This is a genomic window from Streptomyces canus (assembly GCF_041435015.1).
GTDB lineage: Bacteria > Actinomycetota > Actinomycetes > Streptomycetales > Streptomycetaceae > Streptomyces > Streptomyces canus_G.
This window is the reverse complement of the sequence record NZ_CP107989.1, coordinates 6,504,342-6,524,420: the sequence shown is the minus strand read 5'-3', so window position 1 is coordinate 6,524,420 and position 20,079 is coordinate 6,504,342. Positions and strand designations below refer to the sequence as shown.

Genomic DNA, 20,079 nt, shown 5'->3' with positions numbered 1-20,079 from the left:
CGTCACCGGAGGGGCCATGCGTGCGGCCCCTCCGGGTCGTCCAGCCACGCCCATTCCCGCTCTCCGCTGACCGTGATGCCGTACCGCTCACGGCGCGGCTGCCCCTCGTGCTGCCACAGTGCGTACGCCTCCCGGGGTGCGAGGGTGTCCCGGGTCAGCGCCAGCAGGAAGCGGAACAGCTCGCTCTCCCGGGCCCGGCGCGGCACCCCGCCCCAGTCGACGAACCCCTCCTCGTGCCGGTCCGCCCCGCGCAACGGCACGAAGTAGGCGGGCGTGTGCAGGAACCGTCCCTCCGCGTGTCCGGCGTCCCGGACGGTCAGGGCGATCAGCCCGGTGGCGAGCGGGCCCAGGATCCGTGCGCCGGGGCGGCACTGAGCGAGCCAGCCGACCGGCACCGACGCCAGGGTGCAGGTGGCGATGATCCGGTCGAAGGGGGCACGTTCGGGCACCCCGCGGGCGCCGTCGCCGGTGACGACGGCAGGGTGGTACCCGGCGGCCGCCAGATGCCTGCGCGCCGCCTCGGTGATCTCCGGCTCCAGATCGACGGTGATGACGCGGTCGTCGCCGAGCCGGTGCGCGAGCAGGGCCGCGTTGTAGCCCGTGCCGGCGCCGATCTCCAGGACCCGGTCGCCGTCCCGTACCCGCAGTGCGACCAGCATCATCGCCATCAGTGAGGGCTGACTGCTGGAGGAGACCAGTTCGCCGTCGCGCAGCCGGGTGGCGAGCGGGGCGTCGGCGTAGGCCCCGCGCACCCACGTCTCCCGGGCGCGCGGGTCGGAGCTCTCGCCCCAGCGCCGCTCGTAACCTCCCCTGACGCCCACGTAGTAGTAGGGCACGAACAGATGCCGGGGCACCGCCTCGAAGGCCTCCCGCCACACCGGGTCGGCGGCCCAGGCCCCGCTCGCGTCGATCTCCCGCACCAGCGCGGTCCGCGCCGAGGCGGCGAGTTCGGTGAGATCCCTGTCGAGAGCGTGCGCGCCCATACCTCCACTCTGCACCCTGAGCCCCGGAGGTCCTAAGCCTTGAGTCCTCCTCCACCCCGTCTGAGACCATGGTTGACGTGAAAGAGATCCGGCGCGGCACGCTTCAGACGCAGACCTTCTACGAGCAGGTCGGCGGGGAGGAGACCTTCCGCCGCCTCGTCCACCGTTTCTACGAGGGAGTCGCCGAGGACCCGGTCCTGCGGCCCATGTACCCCGAGGAGGACCTCGGCCCGGCCGAGGAGCGCCTCGCGCTGTTCCTGATGCAGTACTGGGGCGGCCCCACGACGTACAGCGACAACCGCGGCCACCCCCGGCTGCGTATGCGCCACGCGCCCTTCGTGGTCAATCGCGAGGCGCACGACGCGTGGCTGAGGCACATGCGGGACGCCGTCGACGAACTCGGCCTGTCCGAGGAGCACGAGACACAGCTGTGGAACTACCTGACGTACGCGGCCGCTTCGATGGTGAACACCGCCGACTGATCACCTCTCACTGAACGTCGGATTCCGGTCGCTTTCCGGTGGCCCGACGCCGGATTCCGGTCACAATCCGGTCAAGCCCGCGCTACAAGCGCTTACCCGTGACCATCACCTCTGACATCCTCGCCCGGAGATCTGCACAACACGGCGGGGGGCCGGGTGACGGGGTTCGGGGGAATCGCACGTTTTGTCGTCCTGCGTGCGCGGGCGCACCGGCTGCTGCTCGCCGCCGCCCTGCTCACGGTCCTGCTCACCACCGCGGTCCTCGCGACCCTCACCGCCTACTCCGGCGCGATCGGTGACGCGGCCCTGCGCCACGCCCTCAAGGACACGCGCAACGCCGCCGACACCGCGCTGGTCGTCAAGGCCGACGTCCCTGAGGATCGTCGTACGGCCGCCGACACCGCCGTACGCGAGGTGGCGCGGCAGACGTTCGACGGGCTGCCGGTGACCGTGCGGACGTTCCTGCGGTCGGGTCCGTACGCGCTGCCGCGGTCGCTGCAGCCCGAGTCGCGGCGGTCCGGGGACCCGGATCTGACGCACTTCGCGGCGCTGGACCGCGGGCGGGTGCGGGTGGTCGAGGGGCGGCTACCGCGCGCTGCGGACGGGCTCGTCGAGGTGGCGCTCCCGCAGACCGCCGCCCGCGCCCTCCGCCTCGCCCCCGGCGCCCGCTTCCTCCTCACCGACCGGCTGCGCGGCCCCTCGGTGCGGGTCACGGTGACCGGCGTGTACCGGCCCGTGCGCGTCGACGACCCGTACTGGCTCCTCGACGACCTGCATGGGCGGGGCATCAACAAGCTCGACTTCACGACGTACGGCCCGCTGCTCGCCGATCCCGGTGTGCTGACCGACGGGACGGTGAGCGCCGGGTCGGCGGGATGGCTGGCGTCCGCCGACTTCGCGACGGTGACGAGCGCGCGCACCGACACGCTGCGCGAGACGGCACTCGCCGGGAACGCGGCGCTGCGCAAGGAGCCCTCCCTCAGCGGCGCCACGACCGCGTCGACCTCGCTGCCCGAGGTCCTCGACCGCACCGACCGCTCCCTGCTGCTGTCCCGCTCCACCCTCCTGATCGTGGCCCTCCAGCTGGTACTGCTCGCGGGCTGCGCCCTGCTGCTGGTGGCGGGGCTGCTGAGCAGCGAACGCAGCGGTGAGAGCAGACTGTTGCTGGCGCGCGGCGCCTCCCGCGGCCGGATCGCGAGCCTCGCCGCCCTGGAGGCGCTGCTGCTCGCGCTGCCCGCGCTGCTCTGCGCCCCGCTGCTGGCGCGCCCGCTGACCCGTCTGCTGGCAGGGCGGGGCCCGCTGGCCCGGATCGGGTTGCGTCTGGAGGTGCCGTGGGACGGGCGGCCCGGGGTGTGGTTGGTCGCGTCGGGCATCGCGCTCGGGTGTGCGCTGGCGGTGACGCTGCCCGCACTGACCTCCTCCTTCGCGCGCGGCCGGGCGGGGGCCCTGCCCGGTACGGTGCGCGCGGGCGCGGACGTCGGACTGCTCGCCGTGGCCGGGGTGGCGTACTTCCAGCTCAGCCGCCAGACCTCCGGTGCCGTGAACGACGACAGCTCCGGCGTGCTGGGCGTGGACCCGCTGCTGGTGGCGGCACCCGCGCTGGCGCTGCTGGCCGGGACCGTGCTGACGCTGCGGCTGCTGCCGCCGCTGGCCCGGCTCGCCGAACGCCGGGCGGCGGGCGGGCGCGGGCTGAGCGCGGCCCTGGCGGGCTGGCAGATCGCCCGCCGCCCGATGCGCGGCGCGGGCCCGGTGCTGCTCCTGGTCCTCGCGGTGGCGCTGGGCATGCTCGCGATCGGACAGGGCGCCTCCTGGAACCGTTCGCAGTCCGACCAGGCGGACTTCCGCGCCGGGGTGGCGGTGCGGGTCCTGGCCTCCGGCGACGGGGGGATCGGCCGCACCGAGCAGTTCGCGGCCGTCTCCGGTGTACGGCGGACCGCGCCCGCCGCCCGGTCCGAACTGCCACTGTCCGGAGGCCGGGTGGCGACGGTGCTGGCGCTGGACACCTCGCGCGCCTCGATGCTGATCCGCTCCGACCTGCACTCCGGGCCGTTCCTCCAGGGACTCGGCCCCAACGGCGCGACGGAGGGCGTCGAGGTGCCCGCGGGCACGGCCAGGCTGCGGCTGACGGCGACCCTGCGCAGTCCCGTCCCGGGCATGACGGTGCCGGCCACCGTCACCCTGGAGGACCACTACGGCACCCCCTACCGGATCCCGCTCGGCCAACTCCCCGACGACGGACGGGCCCATGCGCTGGACATCGACCTGCCCGGCGTCCCGCTGACCCTGACGGACCTGGAGCTGGCCGTGCCCGTCCCCAGGGGAAAGGCCGAACGACACCGCTTCACCGTGAGCGAGTTGACGGCGCAGAGCACCGACGGGACGGTGCGCCGACTGCCGTTGCCCACCTCCTGGAAGGTCACCTCGCGGAGCGAAGGGGTGACATCGAGTCCCGACGACAAGAACAAACCCGCCCCACCGCGCATGAGTTCGGGATCCAGGAGGCTGTCGGTGGACTACGCCACCGGGTTCATCCCGCTCGACGACACCTGGAGCGTGGGGGTGCTCACCGTCCGGATGAAGGCCCCGCAGCCGAATGCGGTCGGCATCACGGCTGTCGCGACCGAGCGCTTCCTGACCTCGGCGGGCGCCTCGGTCGGGGAGAGCCTGCAGGTACCGCTGGGCGGCGAGAACCTGCCGGTGCGCATCGTGCGCACCGTTCGGGAGCTGCCGACCGCCACGGAGAACGGCGGGGCCCTGCTGGTCGATCTGCGGTCCGTGAACCGGCTGCTGCAGGAGCAGTACTCCCAGGGCGTGGAGCCGACCGAGTGGTGGCTCACCACCGCGCCGGGCGCCACGGACCGCGTCACCGCGGCACTGCAGGCCTGGCCCGACATGGACCCCGCGCAGATCGTGGCGCGGGACGAGCTCGCCGGGCAGCTGCGCGACGACCCGTTCGGCGCGGGCCCCGAGGCCGCGTTCACGGCGGCGGCCGGGGTGGCGGCGGCGCTGGCCGCGGTCGGGTTCGCGGTGAGCGCGGCGGGCTCGCTGCGGGAGCGGGGCGGCGAGTTCGCCGTACTGCGCGCGCTGGGGGCCCCGCGTCGGCGGGTGGCCCGGGCGGTGGCCTTGGAACAGAGCGTCCTGGTGGCGCTGGCTCTGCTGGTGGGCGCCCTGCTGGGCACGGTGCTGACCCGGGCGGTGGTCCCGCTGATCGTGCTCACGGACGAGGCGACCCGGCCGGTCCCCACGGTCCTGGTCCAGCTCCCGCTCACGCGGGTGGCCGCACTGCTGGCGGCGGTGGCACTGGCCCCGCTCCTGGTGACAGCGGCGCTGGCGCTGCGGCGGGCGGATCCGGCGCGGGCGCTGCGTGAGGGGGTCGAGTGAGATGAGGTTCTTCAGGAGGGGTGAGGCAAAGAGCCCCGGAAGGACGGAGCCAGGGGCCGGGGCCAGGGTGAGCGTGCCCTGGGTCCGTACCCGGCTGCGGACCGCACCCGGCGCCGCGTGCGCGCTCGCACTGCTGGTCGGGCTGACCGCGTGCCTCGCGGCCGCGTTCCCCCGCGCGGTCGACCGCTACGAGGACACCGGGCTGCGCCGGGCCGCCGAACAGGCCCGCCCCGACCGGTCCGGTATCGAGGTGTACGCCCCGCCGCCCTCGCCGATGGACACCACCCGCATGCGCGAGGACGCCCTGCGCCCCCAGGCGCTGGCTTCGCAGTACGCCGAGATCCGCGCACAGGTCCCCGCCCCGCTCGTCGTCGACCGGGACCAGTCGTCGTACGGTGTGCGCACCAGCGAGAACCTCGAGGCGCCGGACCCGTGGCTGCCGATGCCGACCGGCAAGCCCCCGCAGGTGACGCTGGTCGCGCAGTCGGATCTCGTCGGCCATTCCTCCGTCACACAGGGGCGGTTGCCGCGCGCAGACGACCAAGTGACCTCCAGGACAAGCCAGTTGGAGGCGGCGGTCACTGCCGAGACGGCCAAGTCCCTGCATATCAAGGTCGGTTCGGTGATCCACGCCGGCAGCTATACCGTCCGGGTCACCGGCATCGTCACCCCGCGCGACCCCCGGGGCGCGTACTGGTCCAAGAAGACCATCCTGCGCACCCCGGCCCTGCTCCGCGAACCCATACCGTCCACCGACATGTACTGGGTCGGCGCCCTGCTGCTCTCCCCGAAGGCTGCCCCCGCTCTGCTCGCCGGTTCCGGAAAGCCGGAGCGCTACTGGCAGTTGGCCCCCGAGGTGCGGACCCTGCGGGCCCGCGACCTGCCGGCCCTGCGGTCCGCGATCGCCTCCCTCGAGGCAGGTCCGGCGCTGCGGGAGGTGCGCCGGGAGGTCGACGGTCCGTCGACGGAGTTCGCGGAGTTGTACGGCAGCACCGAGGTCACCACCGACCTCGACGAGGTCTTCATCGCCTACGACCGGCTCCGTGCGGGCGTCGCCCCGCTCGTCGCCGTCGCCGCCGTCGGCACCGGCACGGTCGCCGCCGTCGTCCTGCTGATGGCCGGGGGCCTCACCGCCGACCGCCGCCGCTCCGAACTCACCCTGCTGCGCGCCCGGGGCGCCTCCCTGCGGGGAATCACGGCCCGCCTCTGCGCCGAGACGGCGGCCGCCGCCGTCCCCGCGGGGGCGGCGGGCCTGGCCGCCGCGGTGCTCGCGATCCCCGGCGGCCGAGCCGGCCACGCCGTCTGGGCCGCGGTCGCGGTCACCGCCGTCACCTGCGTGGCCCTCCCCCTGCGCGCCGCGGCCGCCCACCGTCTGGTCCGCGTCCACACCGGCCGCGAGGACGTCTCCGCCGTACGGCCGTCCCCGCGCCGTACGGTCGCCGAGCTGACGCTGCTGGTGCTGGCGGCGGGGGCGGTGGAGTCGCTGCGCCGCCGAGGTACCTCGGGTTCGTCCGGCGATCTCGTCTCCCTGGCACCGGTGCTGGTGGGGGTGATCGCGGCACTGCTCCTGGTCCGCCTGTACCCGCTGCCGCTGCGGGGCCTCGCCCGCCCCGCCGCCCGCCTTCGTGGGGCGGTGGCCCATCTGTCCGTGGCCCGGGCGGGCCGCACCTCGGCCTCCGCCGTCCTGCCCCTCCTCGCCCTGCTGACCGCCCTGACCACGGCGGCCTTCGGCGGCTCCGTCCTCGCCGGAGTGCGGGAGGCCCGCGACCACGCGGCCCTGCTGTCGGTCGGCGCCGACGCCCGCGTGGAGACGGCGGCCTCGCTCCCGTCCGGGCTCCCGGACCGGGTGCGGCGCACTCCCGGGGTGAGCGACCTGTCCGCGGTGAGCGTCAGCTTCGAGGCGAAGCCGGCCGACGGGGCACAGTCGGTGCCGCTGGTCGGGGTGAACCCCGCCGACTACGCGGCCCTGTCGACACGAACGGGCCTGGGCTCCTTCGCACAGGCCCGGCTGAAGGCGCAGCCCTCCGGCGGGGCGTTCCCCGCCCTGGCCTCCACGGCCACCGCCCGGACGTACGGCACCCGCCCCTTCCCGGTCCTCCTCCCGGACGGCAGCAACCTCACCGTCCGCGTCACCGCCGTCCTCGAACGCACCCCGGCGGTCGCGGGCACGGACTTCCTGGTCGTGAACCGCGCGGCGCTGAGCGCGGCGGCGGCCCGGCCGACCACACTGCTGCTGACGGGCGAGAACCTGGACGGGACCGCGCTGCGCAAGGCGGCCCCGAAGGATGCGTCCGTGCGCCTCAAGTCCGAGGAGCGGGAACGCTACATCGACTCCCCACTCCAGACCGGCGCGGAACGCGTCTACACGACGGCGGTGGCGGCCGGCACGGGATACGCAGTCCTGGCCCTCCTCCTCACCCTGCTCCGCACGGCCCCCGAACGCACGGCCCTGCTGGCCCGCCTCCGCACGATGGGCCTCACCCGGGCGGCGGGCCGCCGCCTCCTGATCCTGGAGTCCCTGCCCCAGGCGGTCCTGGCCGCCCTGGGCGGCACCCTCACGGGTTGGGCCACAATCCGCCTCCTCTCTCCCGGAATCGACCTGACCGCCATCGCCCTTCCCTCGGCCCAACCCGACGCGGGAGCAGTGCAGTTGCGCATGGACGCCCTGTCCCTGGCAGTGCCGGCGCTTGCGGTGCTGCTGCTGGCGGTGGGAGTGGGGGTCGGACAGGCGTGGTGGTCGGGGAGACGGGGGTCGGTGCGGGAACTGAGAGCGGGTGAGACCCGGTGACCCGTTGCGGAAGCCCCACCTCCCGAACAGCCCTGACGCCGGACCACAGTCCAGGAGACGGCCCATGACGACGAACCCCACCCTCACGGACCTGGCCCAGAAGGCGACCGCCGCCCGCAACCGCCCCGCCTACGGCCACGACGCCCTGATCACCTGCGACCGGCTCGTCCGCATCTTCACCACGGACGGCGTGGAGGTCCAAGCCCTCCAGGGCCTCGACCTCCTCGTCCGCGAGGGCGAACTCCTCGCCCTCGTGGGCGCGTCCGGCAGCGGCAAGTCCACCCTCATGAACATCCTCGCCGGTCTGGACACCCCCACCGCCGGCGCGGCCAGAGTCGCGGGCCACGACCTCCTCACCATGACCGCGAAGGACCGCCTGGCCTACCGCCGCACGACGGTCGGCTTCGTCTGGCAGCAGACCTCCCGCAACCTTCTCCCCTATCTCACCGCGGCCCAGAACATCACCCTTCCCATCCAGCTCTCGGGCGCCAGGACACCCCGTCGCGCCCACACCGAACGCGCCCTGGAACTCCTGGAGTTGCTGGAGGTGGCCGACTGCCGCAACCGCCGTCCCCACCAGATGTCCGGCGGCCAGCAGCAACGCGTGGCGATAGGGGTGGCGTTGGCCAACAGCCCTGCGGTCCTTCTCGCCGACGAGCCGACGGGCGAACTCGACTCCCACACCGCGGAACAGATCTTCGCCGCGTTCCGCACCGCCAACGAACAGCTCGGCACGACGATCGTCATCGTCACCCATGACCAGGCGGTGGCCGGAGAGGTCCGCCGGACGGTGGCCATCAGGGACGGCCGTACGTCCACGGAGGTCCTGCGCCGCAGCGAGGTGGACGCGACGACGGGCCACGAGACCCTGGTCGCCCGTGAGTACGCGATGCTGGACCGCGCGGGCCGCCTCCAGCTCCCGAAGGAGTACACCGAGGCGTTGGGCATGCGCGACAGGGTGGCGCTCGAGCTGGAACCGGACCACATCGGCGTCTGGCCGGACGCCGGCGACCGGGACTGACGGCCGATCAGCGCACGCTGACTCCGAGGGTCCCAAGTCCCCCTTGCCGTACGGCGATCGAGCCGTACGGCGTACGAAGCCGCAGCCACGCCCCCGACGAGAAGAGCGCCAACTCCCCGCCGGACCGCAGGAATCCCAGGGACTGGGCCGCGTGCACGGCCCGCACGGGAAGCCGCGTGTCCGCCACGGTGCGGGACCAGATCTCCCGCCCGAGCCGGTCGAGTTCGGCCCGGGTACGCGCCTCCGGGCCCAACTCCTCGGTACGGGCCCGGAATTCGGCGACCCCGGCGTGGACGAGCGCTCGCAGCGCCTCCGGCCCCGGCAACCCGGCCACCGCCTGCCACCCGCCGCGCGGCGGCAGTACTCCGGCCCACGGCGGGCCGGTCACCGCCTGCGGCACGACAGCCGTGCCCGCGCCCTCGTCGACGGACTCGAGGAGCTCCCCGGCGGACACGGTCACGTCGAGCGTGACGTCGAGCCCGTTCTCGTACGGCTTGGCCAGCCGCGCCGCCCGGATCGCCAGCACCTCGAAGGACGGCGGACGCCCGAAGACGGCGAGCGCGGTCCCGGCCCCCTGGAGCCGGACCGCGGCGGAGCGGTCGTAGTGGAGCAGCCGGGAGAGGAAGGCGGCGAGGTCCGCGGCCTCCCCCTCGTCGGCGAGGTGGAGCACCGTCATGCGGCGACGGCCTCCTCCTCGTCGTCGTCGCGGTACCCCTCGAGGAACTCCCGCTCCTCCGAGGTGATCCTGCGCGGCCGCTGCGCCTCGAAGTCGAACGGAACGACCACCGTAGAGGCCCGTACATAGACCAGGTCGTCGTCCTTCACCTCGTAGGTGATGGTGAAGGACGCGGCCCTGATCTCCGTGATCCACAGCGCGATGTCCACCGGGTGGTGCCGGTGGACGAGCTGCCGCTTGTAGTCGATCTCGTGGCGCGCCACCACGGACCCCTGCTTGAAGTCCTTTTCCGGGCGGAACAGGAAGTCGATACGGGCTTCTTCCAGGTAGCGGATGAAGACCGCGTTGTTGACATGGCCGTAGGCGTCCATGTCCGACCAGCGCAGGGGACAGCGGTAGACGTAGCGCAAGATCGATCAGCCCCGGGTCAGCTTCTTGTAGGTGGCGCGGTGCGGACGCGCCGCGTCCGGGCCGAGCCGCTCGATCTTGTTCTTCTCGTACGACTCGAAGTTGCCCTCGAACCAGTACCACTTGGAGTCACCCTCGTACGCGAGGATGTGGGTCGCGACCCGGTCCAGGAACCAGCGGTCGTGGGAGATGACCACAGCCGCGCCCGGGAACTCGAGCAGAGCGTTCTCGAGCGAGGACAGGGTCTCGACGTCGAGGTCGTTGGTGGGCTCGTCGAGGAGCAGCAGGTTGCCGCCCTCCTTGAGCGTGAGCGCCAGGTTCAGGCGGTTGCGCTCACCACCGGACAGGACGCCGGCCGGCTTCTGCTGGTCCGGACCCTTGAAGCCGAAGGCGGAGACGTAGGCCCGCGACGGCATCTCGACCTGGCCCACGTTGATGTAGTCCAGCTCGTCCGACACCACGGCCCAGAGGGTCTTCTTGGGGTCGATGTTGGCGCGGCTCTGGTCGACGTAGCTGATCTTGACCGTGTCGCCGATCTTGACCGTGCCCGAGTCCGCGGGCTCAAGACCCTGGATCATCTTGAACAGCGTGGTCTTGCCCGCACCGTTCGGGCCGATGATGCCCACGATGCCGTTGCGCGGCAGCGTGAACGAGAGGTCGTCGACCAGGACCTTGTCGCCGAACGCCTTCGAGAGGTTGTTGACCTCGACGACGATGGAGCCCAGACGCGGGCCCGGCGGGATCTGGATCTCCTCGAAGTCCAGCTTCCGCATCTTGTCGGCCTCGGCCGCCATTTCCTCGTAACGAGCCAGGCGGGCCTTGGACTTGGTCTGGCGGCCCTTGGCGTTGGAGCGGACCCACTCCAGCTCTTCCTTGAGGCGCTTGGCGCGCTTCTCGTCCTTGCGACCCTCGACCTTGAGGCGAGTGGCCTTCTTCTCCAGGTACGTGGAGTAGTTGCCCTCGTAGGGGATCGCGCGACCGCGGTCGAGCTCGAGGATCCACTCGGCGACGTTGTTCAGGAAGTACCGGTCGTGAGTGACGGCGACGACAGCGCCCGCGTACTTCGAGAGATGCTGCTCCAGCCAGTTCACCGACTCGGCGTCCAGGTGGTTGGTGGGCTCGTCGAGGAGGAGCAGGTCCGGGGCCTCGATCAGCAGCTTGCAGAGCGCGACGCGGCGCTTCTCGCCACCGGAGAGGGTGGTGACAGGCCAGTCGCCGGGCGGGCAGCCCAGCGCCTCCATGGCCTGCTCCAGCTGCGCGTCCAGGTCCCAGGCGTTGGCGTGGTCCAGGTCCTCCTGGAGCTTGCCCATCTCGTCCAGCAGCGCGTCCGAGTAGTCCGTCGCCATGAGCTCGGCGACCTCGTTGAAGCGGTTCAGCTTGCCCATGATCTCGGCGGCGCCGTCCTGGACGTTCTCCAGGACCGTCTTGGACTCGTCGAGCTTCGGCTCCTGCATGAGGATGCCGACGCTGAAGCCGGGCGACAGGAACGCGTCACCGTTCGACGGCTGCTCAAGGCCCGCCATGATCTTGAGAACGGTGGACTTACCGGCACCGTTAGGTCCGACCACACCGATCTTCGCGCCGGGCAGGAAGCTCAGCGTCACGTCGTCAAGGATCACCTTGTCGCCGTGCGCCTTACGCGTCTTGCGCATGGTGTAGATGTACTCAGCCAAGAGAAACCGTCCGGCAACTTGAGATCTGGCAGTGGGCAGATACACCCCATCTTGCCTGAGGTCCACCCTTGGGTGGTAACCCGTTTGGTCGGGGGGCTGTGACCTGGGGGTTCTCTGTCACCGGTGGTCGCTCGACTGTCCTGCCGCCACGCCTGAAGACACTCGAGGTCGCCGCCGAGGCCGACGCCCGGTACGCCCGGCTGCGTCCCGACCGGCCGCACGCGGTCACCTCAGGGCTGGACGCCGTCCGTTTTCCCCGCTCCCACGCCTACGAGGCCGGCCTGCGGGTCCGCGGGTCCGCCCTGCACGCCCGGCGCACGAAACCGGACGCGCGCGCCACGAAGCTCCACGAGGCGTACAGCACGCTGCATGCGCACGGCCCTGCCCACGCGCCCATCAGGGACGACCCCCTCGCCCTCGACGGCCACCGCGGACATGCGGAGGCCGTCCGCGCCTACCGGCCCGCCATCGCGGCCGTCCACGCGGAGATCACCGCCGTCTGCGACCAGCTCGTCACCGCCGAGCCCTCCCTGGCCGAGGAACACCGCACCCAGTCCGACTGGCACCGCAACGCTTCCGAACAGGCCCGCGGCTACGCCGGCCTCCTGAACGATGGACGCGGGCGCTCCCGGTCCGAGCGATCTCGGCGTCGGCACGCAGCGCGCTGCGCGGGCCGTCGTTCTCGGCGCCGCCCAGCCTCTCGTGACCCGGTTCGCCGACACGCGAGCCGCCCCGGAAATCCCGCCGGGCAGCCCTTAGGTGTCGGAACCGCCCCGCACCGCCAGCAACACGGCGGCGCCCACGGCCACCGCCCCCACCGCCCCCACCGCCCCCACCGCCCCTGCGGACCGCATCAGCCCGTGGGACGTGCGCCACGACAGCACCGACCACTTCGACTGCGCCGACAGCAGCGACCCCGTGCTCAGCCAGGACCCCGCCGAGATCAGGGACAGAGCCGAGCCGATCGAGCCCACGGACAGGGCGCTGCCGATCGAGCCGACCGAGAGCGCCGAGCCCACGGAGCCGATGGACAGGACCGAGCCCACCGAGCCGATCGACAGCACCGAGTCCTGCGACCACAGGGACAGCACCGAGTCCGAGGAGGTGTGACGCGCCCGCGATGCGGATGGCTTGGTCATGACGCCATTGTGCCCGTCACCGACGCGCCGCGGTCAGTCCTGTGCCCGGTTCTGCTTCCTGCCGGTGAGGACCAGGGCCGCGCCCCCGATCACCACCAGGGCGATGGCGGTGCCGGCGATCAGCGGGGTCGTGGCCGAGCCGCCGGTCTCGGCGAGGTTGACGTCGGTGGTGGGGACGGCCACCGTGGCGGGGCTGGGCTCGCTGAGCGTCTGGGTCGTGGCGCCCGTCTCGCTGCTGCGGGTGCGGCAGTCGAGGACGCCGGTGAAGCGCTTCGCGAGACCGTCGGGGCCGGTGATCGTGAAGTCGTACGCCTGGTCCTCCTGGAGCGGGACCGTCACCGTGCGGGACTCGCCCGCCGCGATGGCGTACTCCGTCCCCATCAGCTCGAACGCGAACTCCTCGTCGCCCTGGTTGACCGCGGTGATGTCCAGGCCGCCCTCGGTGCAGTTCCGGGCTGCGGAGAGGGCCGGTACGGCGCCCTCCTTCGCCCAGGTCGCGCCCGCCGTCGCCGAGACCGTCGACTCGCTGGAGCCGGCGAGGATCTGCGTCTGGCTCCGGCTCTCGGAGGCGAACGCACGGCCGACCGGCACAGTCGTCGACGCCTGCACGGTGAGGTCGGCCGAGCCCGCCGCCGCGTCCTCGGGAACGTCGAAGTAGAGCTCGCTGCCGTTGCCCGCGGAGGTCACCGGCCTGCCGTCCTTGCCGACGATCCGCACGCCGCTCGTGGCAGCGTCCGCCGGCGGGGTGACCGTCACGCCGACCGCGTTGGTGTGCACCGTGACCGGGCCGAGCAGCTCGCCGGGGTGGCCGGAGACCGCGGGCGGGTCGAGCGTCAGCGACGCCGCCGGCTCCACGAGGTCACGGGCGCTCTTCTCCAGGTAGTCCGCGAGCTTCTCGGCCCGCGGGTCGACGGCGTCGACGTCGGCGTGGTCCGAGTAGCGCCAGATCGCCACCTGGGTGCCGGCCGCCGCGTCCTGCTCGGTCAGCCCCGAGGCGATACCGGCCTTGGCGGCGAGCGCCGCGAGGTCGTTGACCTGGGGATAGGAGTTCTGCAGGATCCAACGGATCTTGCCTGCCCCCTTGTTGGCGCCCAGCGAGGTGCCGCTCCAGTCGGTCTCGTGGTACTTGGCGTCCTTCTGCGTGGGGTTGTAGAGGTCGACGCAGTACGTCTGCAGAGTGCCGCCGCCCTCGACGGACATCTCGAACAGCCCGGCCGGCACCCGCAGATCGCTGTCGGTGTCGTGAATCACCGCGTCACCGTAGGTCTTCAGGCCCTCTATGGTGGCGGTCGCCCCTCTCTGGCTCTGCGCCGCCTCGTCCGCGGACGCCGTGCCGGCGACGGCCACCGTCGCACCGGTGGCGAGCAGGCCGGAGACGAACGTGACGGCCGCGAGGCGAGCCGCCCCCCGTCCGCGCACGGACAGCGCAGAGAACGCAGAAAACACGGAATTCCCCTTCGAACAGGACCCGTTGACGAGCGGGGTGGCGGTCCCACCAGCAGAATCAGTGACCCCGGGAGCTGTGTTCGGCATCCTAGGGACGCGGCCGCCCCCCTCTTCCCGGGGATGCGGCCGGAAGATCGATCCGACTCGGAATCGTTATCGCCAAGCGCTTCCACACGCAGGGCTTATCGACAAATCGACCGAAGGAATCCCGAACCATTCGCCGATAAGCCGCACTTCGGTCGGCGTCTCCGCGCCCTCGACCGACGTCACGTCACCGCGACCGCCTCCTGTCGATCCGCGGTCTCACCAGGCGGTGTCTCCCAGACCGGTTCGGGCTGCGCGGACGAACACGCGCCGGTGTTCTCCGGCCGCTGTGTGCGTCGGAAGGCCGAGGTGCCGCGCGCGAGGTCGTGGCCGATCGCCACCGCGTCGATGTCGGCCGAGGTCCAGGCCGGCTGCCCCTCGCGCCCTTCCGAGCGCACCTTCAACCTGCCGTGGACGACCACCGGATCACCCACGTTGATCGACCCCGACACGTTGGTGGCGAGCTGGCGATTGGCCCACACCGTGAAGAAGTTGGTGTGCCCGTCCGTCCATTCGTTCTTCTCGCGGTCCAGATAGCGCGCGGTCGCCGCCAGCCGGAACCGCACCGACGCGCCCGTGGCCAACTCCCGGTACACCGGCTGTGTCGCCACGTTGCCCACCGCGCAGATCATCGTCTCGTTCATCGCTGGGATCCCCTCCCGGACATGCGTACGGGCCCGTCCCGTACGGCTGCTGCTGTCTGCGTGCCGACCGCGTCACCGCGATGGCCGCGAAGCCAGACTGCCTCCGCCGGGCCGAGCCCGCTGGGCCCTGTGGACGGTCCACGGCTTGTGGAGAACTCCGCCACCCGAACGAGGGAACGGGTCCACAGACCCGCCCGTCACCCGTCACCCCTCACCCCTCACCCCACTGCCGTCACGCCCTTCACCCCACCCCGACGACCCTGCCGTACTGCTCCCGGACCTCCCGGTAGCGCAGCAGCTCCGCCGCCACCGGATCCAGCACCCGCGCCCGCCCGCACCCGGACGCCGCCTCCCGCAGCCGCCGTTCCGCCTCCACGCCGTACCGCCGCGCAGGCCCCCGTGCCGCCATCCGGCAGCTCCACTCGACGATCGGGCCGCCGATGATGCCGGCCACCATCAGCAGCACCGGGACCCCCAGGTTCGGCGCCATGAACCCGACGATCTGGCCCACCAGCCAGAGCCCGCCGACGATTTGAAGGAGCGTCATGGACGCCTGCGCCAGTACGGCCACCGGCCACCAGCCCGGACGCGGCGGGCGGCCCGGTGGCAGCCCGGCTCGGGCCGTCAGCTGGTCCAGCGCCTCGGGCAGCCCCTGGGAGCCACGTACGGCCGCCTCGCGCACCGCCTGCGCCCACGGCGCGGGCAGCCCCGCCGAGGCCCGGTCGGCGAGCGTCCGTACGGCCTGCTCCACACGCTGGCGCGCGGTCGCCTCCTCGTCGGGCTGGGCACGCACCGGCATCCGTCCCGTGGAAGGTTCGCGGCGGTCCTCGAACCAGCGCCACAGCCGCAACCAAGGTGTCCCGCACGCGCGGTTGGCGTTGCGCAGCCAGGCGCGTTCGGCCGCCTCGCCCGCCGCGGTGGCCCCCACCGCGTCCGCGAGCCGGGCGGCGAAGTCGTCGCGCGCCTGCTCGCTCAGCCCGGTGCGCCGGCCCGTCGCGTAGACGGGCCGAAGCCGCCACGCCGCCGCGTCCACATCGGCCGCGATCCGCCGCGCGGGAGCTCCGCGCTCCGTCACGAAGTGGCCGAGTGCCTCCCGCAGTTCACCGACGCCGTCCCCGGTGAGCGCCGACAGCGCGAGCACCGTGGCGCCCGGCTCGCCGTACTCCCCGAGGGCGATCCCGTCCTCGTCCAGCAGCCGCCGTAGATCGTCGAGGACCTGCTCGGCGGCCTCCCCGGGCAGCCGGTCGACCTGGTTGAGGACGACGAACATGACCTCCGCGTGGCCCGCCATGGGCCGCAGATAGCGCTCGTGCAGGATCGCGTCGGCGTACTTCTCGGGGTCGACGACCCAGATGACGGCGTCGACGAGCGCCAGGATCCGGTCCACGTGCTCGCGGTGCTGGACGGCCGCCGAGTCGTGGTCGGGCAGGTCGACCAGGACGAGCCCGCGCAGCTGGGCCTCCGACTCGGCGCTCTGCACAGGGCGCCGCCGCAGCCGGGGCGGGATGCCGAGCCGTTCGATGAGACTGGCCGAACCGTCGCTCCAACTGCACGCGATCGGCGCGGCCGTGGTGGGCCGGCGTACGCCGGTCTCCGAGATGGCCACTCCGGCGAGCGAGTTGAACAGCTGCGACTTGCCACTGCCCGTCGCACCGGCGATGGCGACGACGGTGTGCTGCCCGGAGAGCCGGCGCCGGGCAGCCGCCTCGTCCAGGACCTGGCCGGCTTCGGCGAGCGTGCGGCTGTCGAGTCGGGCCCGCGAGAGCCCGACCAGCTCCCGCAGCGCGTCCAGACGGGAATGCAGAGGGCCGTCGTAGGTGAGCGGGGCGGCAGGCGGTGCGTTGAGCCCACGGGCCTCCATCACGGCGGCCTGCTCGGTCTCGGCGGTGACCCGGCGCGCGATGAGCCCGTCGTCCCAGGCGTCCGCGGAGTCGCCGTCAGCGGGGGCAGCTGCGTCGACCGGCTCCGGGGAGCCGCTACCGGCCTCCCTACGATCGCGCCCCGCCCCCACGCGCGCGTGACCGTCGGCGGGCGCACGACCCGGAGCCTCGCTCACGTTCCCCTCCTGGTCCTGCTCAGGACCGCTCTCCGGCCCCGACACCGTCTCCACGCGTGCGTGCTCGTCCTCGCCCTCCGGCTCCACCTCGACATCGGCCTCCGGCAAGGGCTCCTCGACCGGCTTCCCCCCGTCCACCGATTCCCCCGATTGCCTCGATACGGCGTTCCCCGCCTGCTCCGTGTGGTCCTGATCCGTGACGGCGGTCATCGGTCACCTCTCCTTCTGCAGTACGGACAGCGCGGCGATGAGTTCGGCCTGGGGTTCGGGGTGTACGTCGAGTGCGTCGAGCGGGGCGAGCCGGCGCTCGCGTTCGGTGTGCACGACCCGGTCGAGGTGCTCGGCGAGCAGCCGTCCGCCCCGGTCGCGCAACCGCAGGGCTCCGTGGGCGCCGATCCGCTCGGCGAGCCCCTCACCGGCGACCCGCGCCCGGCGTCCGCCGAGCAGCGCGGTGGCGACGAGGGCGGCAACCGTCTCCGGGTCGGGCGCGACCCCGCGGTCGAGGTCGCGGATCTCCTCCTCGGCGTACTCCTCCAGCTCCCGCCGCCAGCGCCGTACGGCCATCCCGATCCGGTGCTCGGCGCTCTCCGGGGCCGGGTCGCGGCCCGTCAGTTCCGGCGCGGCCGCGGCCGGTTCGCGCCGCCAGGCCTCGTCGACGCGCTCGTCGGCGGCGGTCACCGAGCACAGCAGCAGGGCGCCCAGGCTCTCCACGAGGGCGTCCAGGAGCTCCGCGGCGGTGCAGTCCAGGGGGAAGGCCCGCCAGCGCTTGAGGGCGTCACCGGCGAGCACGGCACCGGCCTGCAGCCGCCCCCGCACGCGAGCGTACTCACTGTCGTACGCCCCCTCGACGGCGGCCGTGAGCCGCAGCGCGGCCGCGTACTGGGCGGCGGCCGCGCCGGCCAGCTCGGGCATCCGGGACTTGAGGGAGGCAAGCACACCGCGGGCCGTACGGGCGACGGCGTACCGCCGGGCCGCGGGGTCCTGCACCTGGTGGACGAGCCAGGTCCGAAGGGACGCCACGGCGGTGGCCGGCAGCAGCCCGCCGCCCCAGGCCGACTCGGGCAGCTCCGGCACCGTGAACCGGGGCACGTCGCCGAGGCCCGCCTTGGTGAGCAGGGCGCCGTACTGCCGCGAGACCTCGGAGACGACCTGGTGCGGCACCCGGTCGAGCACGGTCACCAGCGTGGCGTCGTACTCCTTGGCGGTGCGCAGGAGATGCCAGGGGACCGCGTCGGCGTAGCGGGCGGCCGTGGTGACCATGATCCAGACGTCCGCCGCGCAGATCAGCTCTGCGGCGAGGACGCGGTTGTCGGCGACCAGGGAGTCGACGTCGGGGGCGTCCAGGAGTGCGAGGCCTGGCGGGAGGGTGTCGGCGGTCTCGATGCGGAGCACGCGCGTGGGGTCCTCGCCGGGCAGCAGGAGCTCGTCCCCCGCCTCCTGTTGAGGCACCCACACGCGCGTGAGGTCGGGCAGTACGCGCATTCCGCTGAACCAGTGATGGTCCTCCGGATGGCAGACCAGCACGGGTGTCCGCGTGGTCGGCCGCAGCACGCCCGCCTCGCTCACCCGCCGTCCCACAAGGGAGTTGACGAGGGTCGACTTGCCGGCGCCGGTGGAACCGCCCACCACGGCCAGCAGCGGCGCTTCGGGGTCCCTCAACCGGGGCACCAGATAGTCGTCGAGCTGGGCGAGCAGTTCGTCGCGGTTGGCACGCGCGCGTGGGGCCCCCGGCAGGGGCAGCGGAAAGCGTGCGGCGGCGACACGGTCGCGCAGGGCGGAAAGTGCGTCGAGCAGCTGAGGCCGTACGTCCAAGGTCACCACATGTGAAGAATGCCCAATTTTAGGGGAATTCTGAAGCATATGAGCATGTCTGCGCGCCGACGGAACACATCGGACGGAAGGGGCGACTGGGACACGGGCACAGTCCAGGCATAACGAGTGCACAACACCCGGGGCGCAAGGCGCCAAAAGCGGTGCACGATTCGTACCTGCCTGCGATTATCAGGACCGCTTCACTGAACCTCCACATCGAGCCACGGAGGCGAAGCAACAGGGACAAGGACGCGGGAGCCCTATCCTTGTCCCCGGCAGCGTCACGGACCGGCCCACACCCGGGCACCCCAAGACAGAGGCCACCACACCCGGCCCCCGTAGCTCAGTGGATAGAGCAGGCGCCTTCTAAGCGCTTGGCCGCAGGTTCGAGTCCTGCCGGGGGCGCAAGTCTCCGCCCTCCCATCGGGAGGGCGTTTTTGCTGCTCAGAGCGAGTATCGCTCGGTACGACAAAGCCCCGGGCACTCCCCTGACGATCATGGGAGGGCTCCGGGGCTGTCCGGCTGTCACCGGGTTTTTGCGGGTGGCCGTGTCGAATACGTGTCGAAGTTATTTGGCTGAAGATCAACCAGCGTCGGGCGGCTCGGGGAGGTCTCCGGCGGCTTCGAGACGCTTCTTCAAGTCCGGCAGCTGCCCGTCGACGCACCGGGCGTAGGTGGCAAGCAGCACGGGGACGCTGTTGCCGGCCCACTCGGCCACCTGGGCGGGCGGGATGCCGTCGTTAAGCCACTTGGTAAGGCGGGTGTGCCGGTTGTCGTACACCCGCTTGCCCGTGGGCGACTCGAAGACGTGCGGGGGCAAGACGGCCTTGCGCGCACTGCGCCAGGCCCGGCGGATGACCGAACCCGCGAGGATGCCGCCCGTCTCCCCCTGGAACAACAGATCCCCCGGCTTGAGCTGTTCGTCCTCGATGTGCTGTCGCAGGATGCGCGTCAGGGCGGGATGCCCCGGCGCGGTGCGCGTCTCGCCTTCGGCACGGCCCTTCAGGTCACGTTCCTCGTGGATCTCTCCGGTGTCGGTCCACTGCTTGCCGACCTCCGGAGTCGCCGTGTGGATCAGCAGCTCGCACCACTGATCCTGGGCGTCGGGGCCGGGAATCGTCACGTCTTCCACTCGCATGGCTACGGCTTCCTCCGGCCGCAGACCGCAGTAGTACAGCGTGGCGAAGAACGCGTGCAGCCGCCTTCCTCCACGCGGCCGGCGCCGGACCCAGTCGAGGAGAGCCGCCGCCTGGTCCGCATTCAGCAAGGACCGCGCACGGCGCGGGCGCGCGCCGCCTCTGCGGCGCGCTCGGCGGCTGTGGGCAGAAGGTAGGAGACACCCTCTGTGGCTGGGCGGTCGGCTCCACGGATTAGGCAGCCACTTTGGGGCGAGCCTCTAAGATCATGGCCCCAACGTCGTGCTTTAGCGGGCAGGTCCACAGACTGCCCGACTCGCCGGAAGCTTACGGGGCCATGATCACTCGCG

At 72.4% G+C, this 20,079-nt stretch carries 15 protein-coding genes and 1 tRNA gene; 5 read left to right on the top strand and 11 right to left on the bottom strand.

What is annotated here, in order from left to right:
* Positions 1 to 2: 2 nt before the first annotated feature.
* Positions 3 to 983 carry a methyltransferase domain-containing protein gene (locus OG841_RS29920; RefSeq protein WP_365115104.1) on the bottom strand — a complete coding sequence of 327 codons (981 nt, stop codon included), beginning with the start codon at positions 981 to 983 and terminating at the stop codon, positions 3 to 5.
* Positions 984 to 1,051: 68 nt separating this feature from the next.
* Here OG841_RS29920 and OG841_RS29915 point away from each other — a divergent pair, with 68 nt between their 5' ends.
* From OG841_RS29915 to OG841_RS29900, 4 genes are all read left to right on the top strand, one after another.
* On the top strand, positions 1,052 to 1,465 hold the full coding sequence (locus OG841_RS29915) for a globin (RefSeq protein ID WP_266523589.1): 414 nt from the start codon (positions 1,052 to 1,054) through the stop codon (positions 1,463 to 1,465).
* 156 nt (positions 1,466 to 1,621) lie between these two features.
* Positions 1,622 to 4,846 carry an FtsX-like permease family protein gene (locus OG841_RS29910; protein ID WP_328638683.1) on the top strand — a complete coding sequence of 1,075 codons (3,225 nt, stop codon included), beginning with the start codon at positions 1,622 to 1,624 and terminating at the stop codon, positions 4,844 to 4,846.
* A gap of 1 nt (position 4,847) precedes the next feature.
* Positions 4,848 to 7,634, top strand: a complete 2,787-nt coding sequence (locus tag OG841_RS29905) for an FtsX-like permease family protein (protein ID WP_371567203.1) — start codon at positions 4,848 to 4,850, stop codon at positions 7,632 to 7,634.
* Positions 7,635 to 7,698: 64 nt separating this feature from the next.
* Positions 7,699 to 8,655: an ABC transporter ATP-binding protein gene (locus OG841_RS29900; protein ID WP_328638685.1), complete on the top strand. Its 957-nt coding sequence runs from the start codon at positions 7,699 to 7,701 to the stop codon at positions 8,653 to 8,655.
* A 7-nt stretch (positions 8,656 to 8,662) separates the two neighbouring features.
* Here the strand turns inward: OG841_RS29900 and OG841_RS29895 are convergent, their stop codons facing one another.
* The 9 genes from OG841_RS29895 to OG841_RS29855 all read right to left on the bottom strand — a co-directional run bounded on the left by OG841_RS29895 (position 8,663) and on the right by OG841_RS29855 (position 18,602).
* Positions 8,663 to 9,331 (bottom strand): hypothetical protein, encoded by a 669-nt coding sequence (locus tag OG841_RS29895; RefSeq protein ID WP_328638686.1) that lies wholly within the window; start codon positions 9,329 to 9,331, stop codon positions 8,663 to 8,665.
* The gene (locus tag OG841_RS29890) at positions 9,328 to 9,741 is read right to left on the bottom strand and encodes an acyl-CoA thioesterase (RefSeq protein ID WP_328638687.1); all 414 of its coding nucleotides are present in this window, start codon (positions 9,739 to 9,741) and stop codon (positions 9,328 to 9,330) included. Before OG841_RS29890 ends, OG841_RS29895 begins: the two co-directional genes overlap by 4 nt.
* Before the next feature lie 6 nt (positions 9,742 to 9,747).
* On the bottom strand, positions 9,748 to 11,412 hold the full coding sequence (ettA, locus tag OG841_RS29885) for an energy-dependent translational throttle protein EttA (protein WP_328638688.1): 1,665 nt from the start codon (positions 11,410 to 11,412) through the stop codon (positions 9,748 to 9,750).
* Positions 11,413 to 11,642: 230 nt separating this feature from the next.
* On the bottom strand, positions 11,643 to 11,978 hold the full coding sequence (locus OG841_RS29880) for a hypothetical protein (RefSeq protein WP_371567200.1): 336 nt from the start codon (positions 11,976 to 11,978) through the stop codon (positions 11,643 to 11,645).
* 189 nt (positions 11,979 to 12,167) lie between these two features.
* A complete protein-coding gene (locus tag OG841_RS29875; RefSeq protein WP_371567198.1) occupies positions 12,168 to 12,551 on the bottom strand; it encodes a hypothetical protein in 384 nt (127 codons plus the stop codon).
* Between the two features lie 33 nt (positions 12,552 to 12,584).
* Positions 12,585 to 13,997 carry a TQXA domain-containing protein gene (locus tag OG841_RS29870; RefSeq protein ID WP_328638690.1) on the bottom strand — a complete coding sequence of 471 codons (1,413 nt, stop codon included), beginning with the start codon at positions 13,995 to 13,997 and terminating at the stop codon, positions 12,585 to 12,587.
* 266 nt (positions 13,998 to 14,263) lie between these two features.
* Positions 14,264 to 14,725, bottom strand: coding sequence for a single-stranded DNA-binding protein (locus OG841_RS29865; RefSeq protein WP_365115096.1), 462 nt, complete (start codon positions 14,723 to 14,725; stop codon positions 14,264 to 14,266).
* Positions 14,726 to 14,966: 241 nt separating this feature from the next.
* Positions 14,967 to 16,991, bottom strand: a complete 2,025-nt coding sequence (locus OG841_RS29860; RefSeq protein WP_365115094.1) for a GTP-binding protein — start codon at positions 16,989 to 16,991, stop codon at positions 14,967 to 14,969.
* A 3-nt stretch (positions 16,992 to 16,994) separates the two neighbouring features.
* Complete coding sequence (locus OG841_RS29855; RefSeq protein ID WP_365115092.1) at positions 16,995 to 18,602, bottom strand: dynamin family protein; 1,608 nt, start codon at positions 18,600 to 18,602, stop codon at positions 16,995 to 16,997.
* Positions 18,603 to 18,925: 323 nt separating this feature from the next.
* Here OG841_RS29855 and OG841_RS29850 point away from each other — a divergent pair.
* Positions 18,926 to 18,998, top strand: a tRNA-Arg gene (locus OG841_RS29850).
* Positions 18,999 to 19,176: 178 nt separating this feature from the next.
* On the opposite strand, the gene OG841_RS29845 is transcribed toward OG841_RS29850, so the two are convergent.
* Positions 19,177 to 19,731: a hypothetical protein gene (locus tag OG841_RS29845; protein ID WP_365115090.1), complete on the bottom strand. Its 555-nt coding sequence runs from the start codon at positions 19,729 to 19,731 to the stop codon at positions 19,177 to 19,179.
* Between the last annotated feature and the right edge of the window lie 348 nt (positions 19,732 to 20,079).

Excerpts from the sequence above, each read along its gene's own strand:
- OG841_RS29895 (WP_328638686.1), bottom strand. The coding sequence starts at position 9,331 with ATGACGGTGCTCCACCTCGCCGACGAGGGGGAGGCCGCGGACCTCGCC.
- OG841_RS29865 (WP_365115096.1), bottom strand. The coding sequence starts at position 14,725 with ATGAACGAGACGATGATCTGCGCGGTGGGCAACGTGGCGACACAGCCG.
- OG841_RS29845 (WP_365115090.1), bottom strand. The coding sequence starts at position 19,731 with ATGCGAGTGGAAGACGTGACGATTCCCGGCCCCGACGCCCAGGATCAG.
- OG841_RS29900 (WP_328638685.1), top strand. The coding sequence starts at position 7,699 with ATGACGACGAACCCCACCCTCACGGACCTGGCCCAGAAGGCGACCGCC.
- OG841_RS29905 (WP_371567203.1), top strand. The coding sequence starts at position 4,848 with ATGAGGTTCTTCAGGAGGGGTGAGGCAAAGAGCCCCGGAAGGACGGAG.
- OG841_RS29920 (WP_365115104.1), bottom strand. The coding sequence starts at position 983 with ATGGGCGCGCACGCTCTCGACAGGGATCTCACCGAACTCGCCGCCTCG.
- OG841_RS29875 (WP_371567198.1), bottom strand. The coding sequence starts at position 12,551 with ATGACCAAGCCATCCGCATCGCGGGCGCGTCACACCTCCTCGGACTCG.
- OG841_RS29915 (WP_266523589.1), top strand. The coding sequence starts at position 1,052 with ATGGTTGACGTGAAAGAGATCCGGCGCGGCACGCTTCAGACGCAGACC.
- OG841_RS29860 (WP_365115094.1), bottom strand. The coding sequence starts at position 16,991 with ATGACCGCCGTCACGGATCAGGACCACACGGAGCAGGCGGGGAACGCC.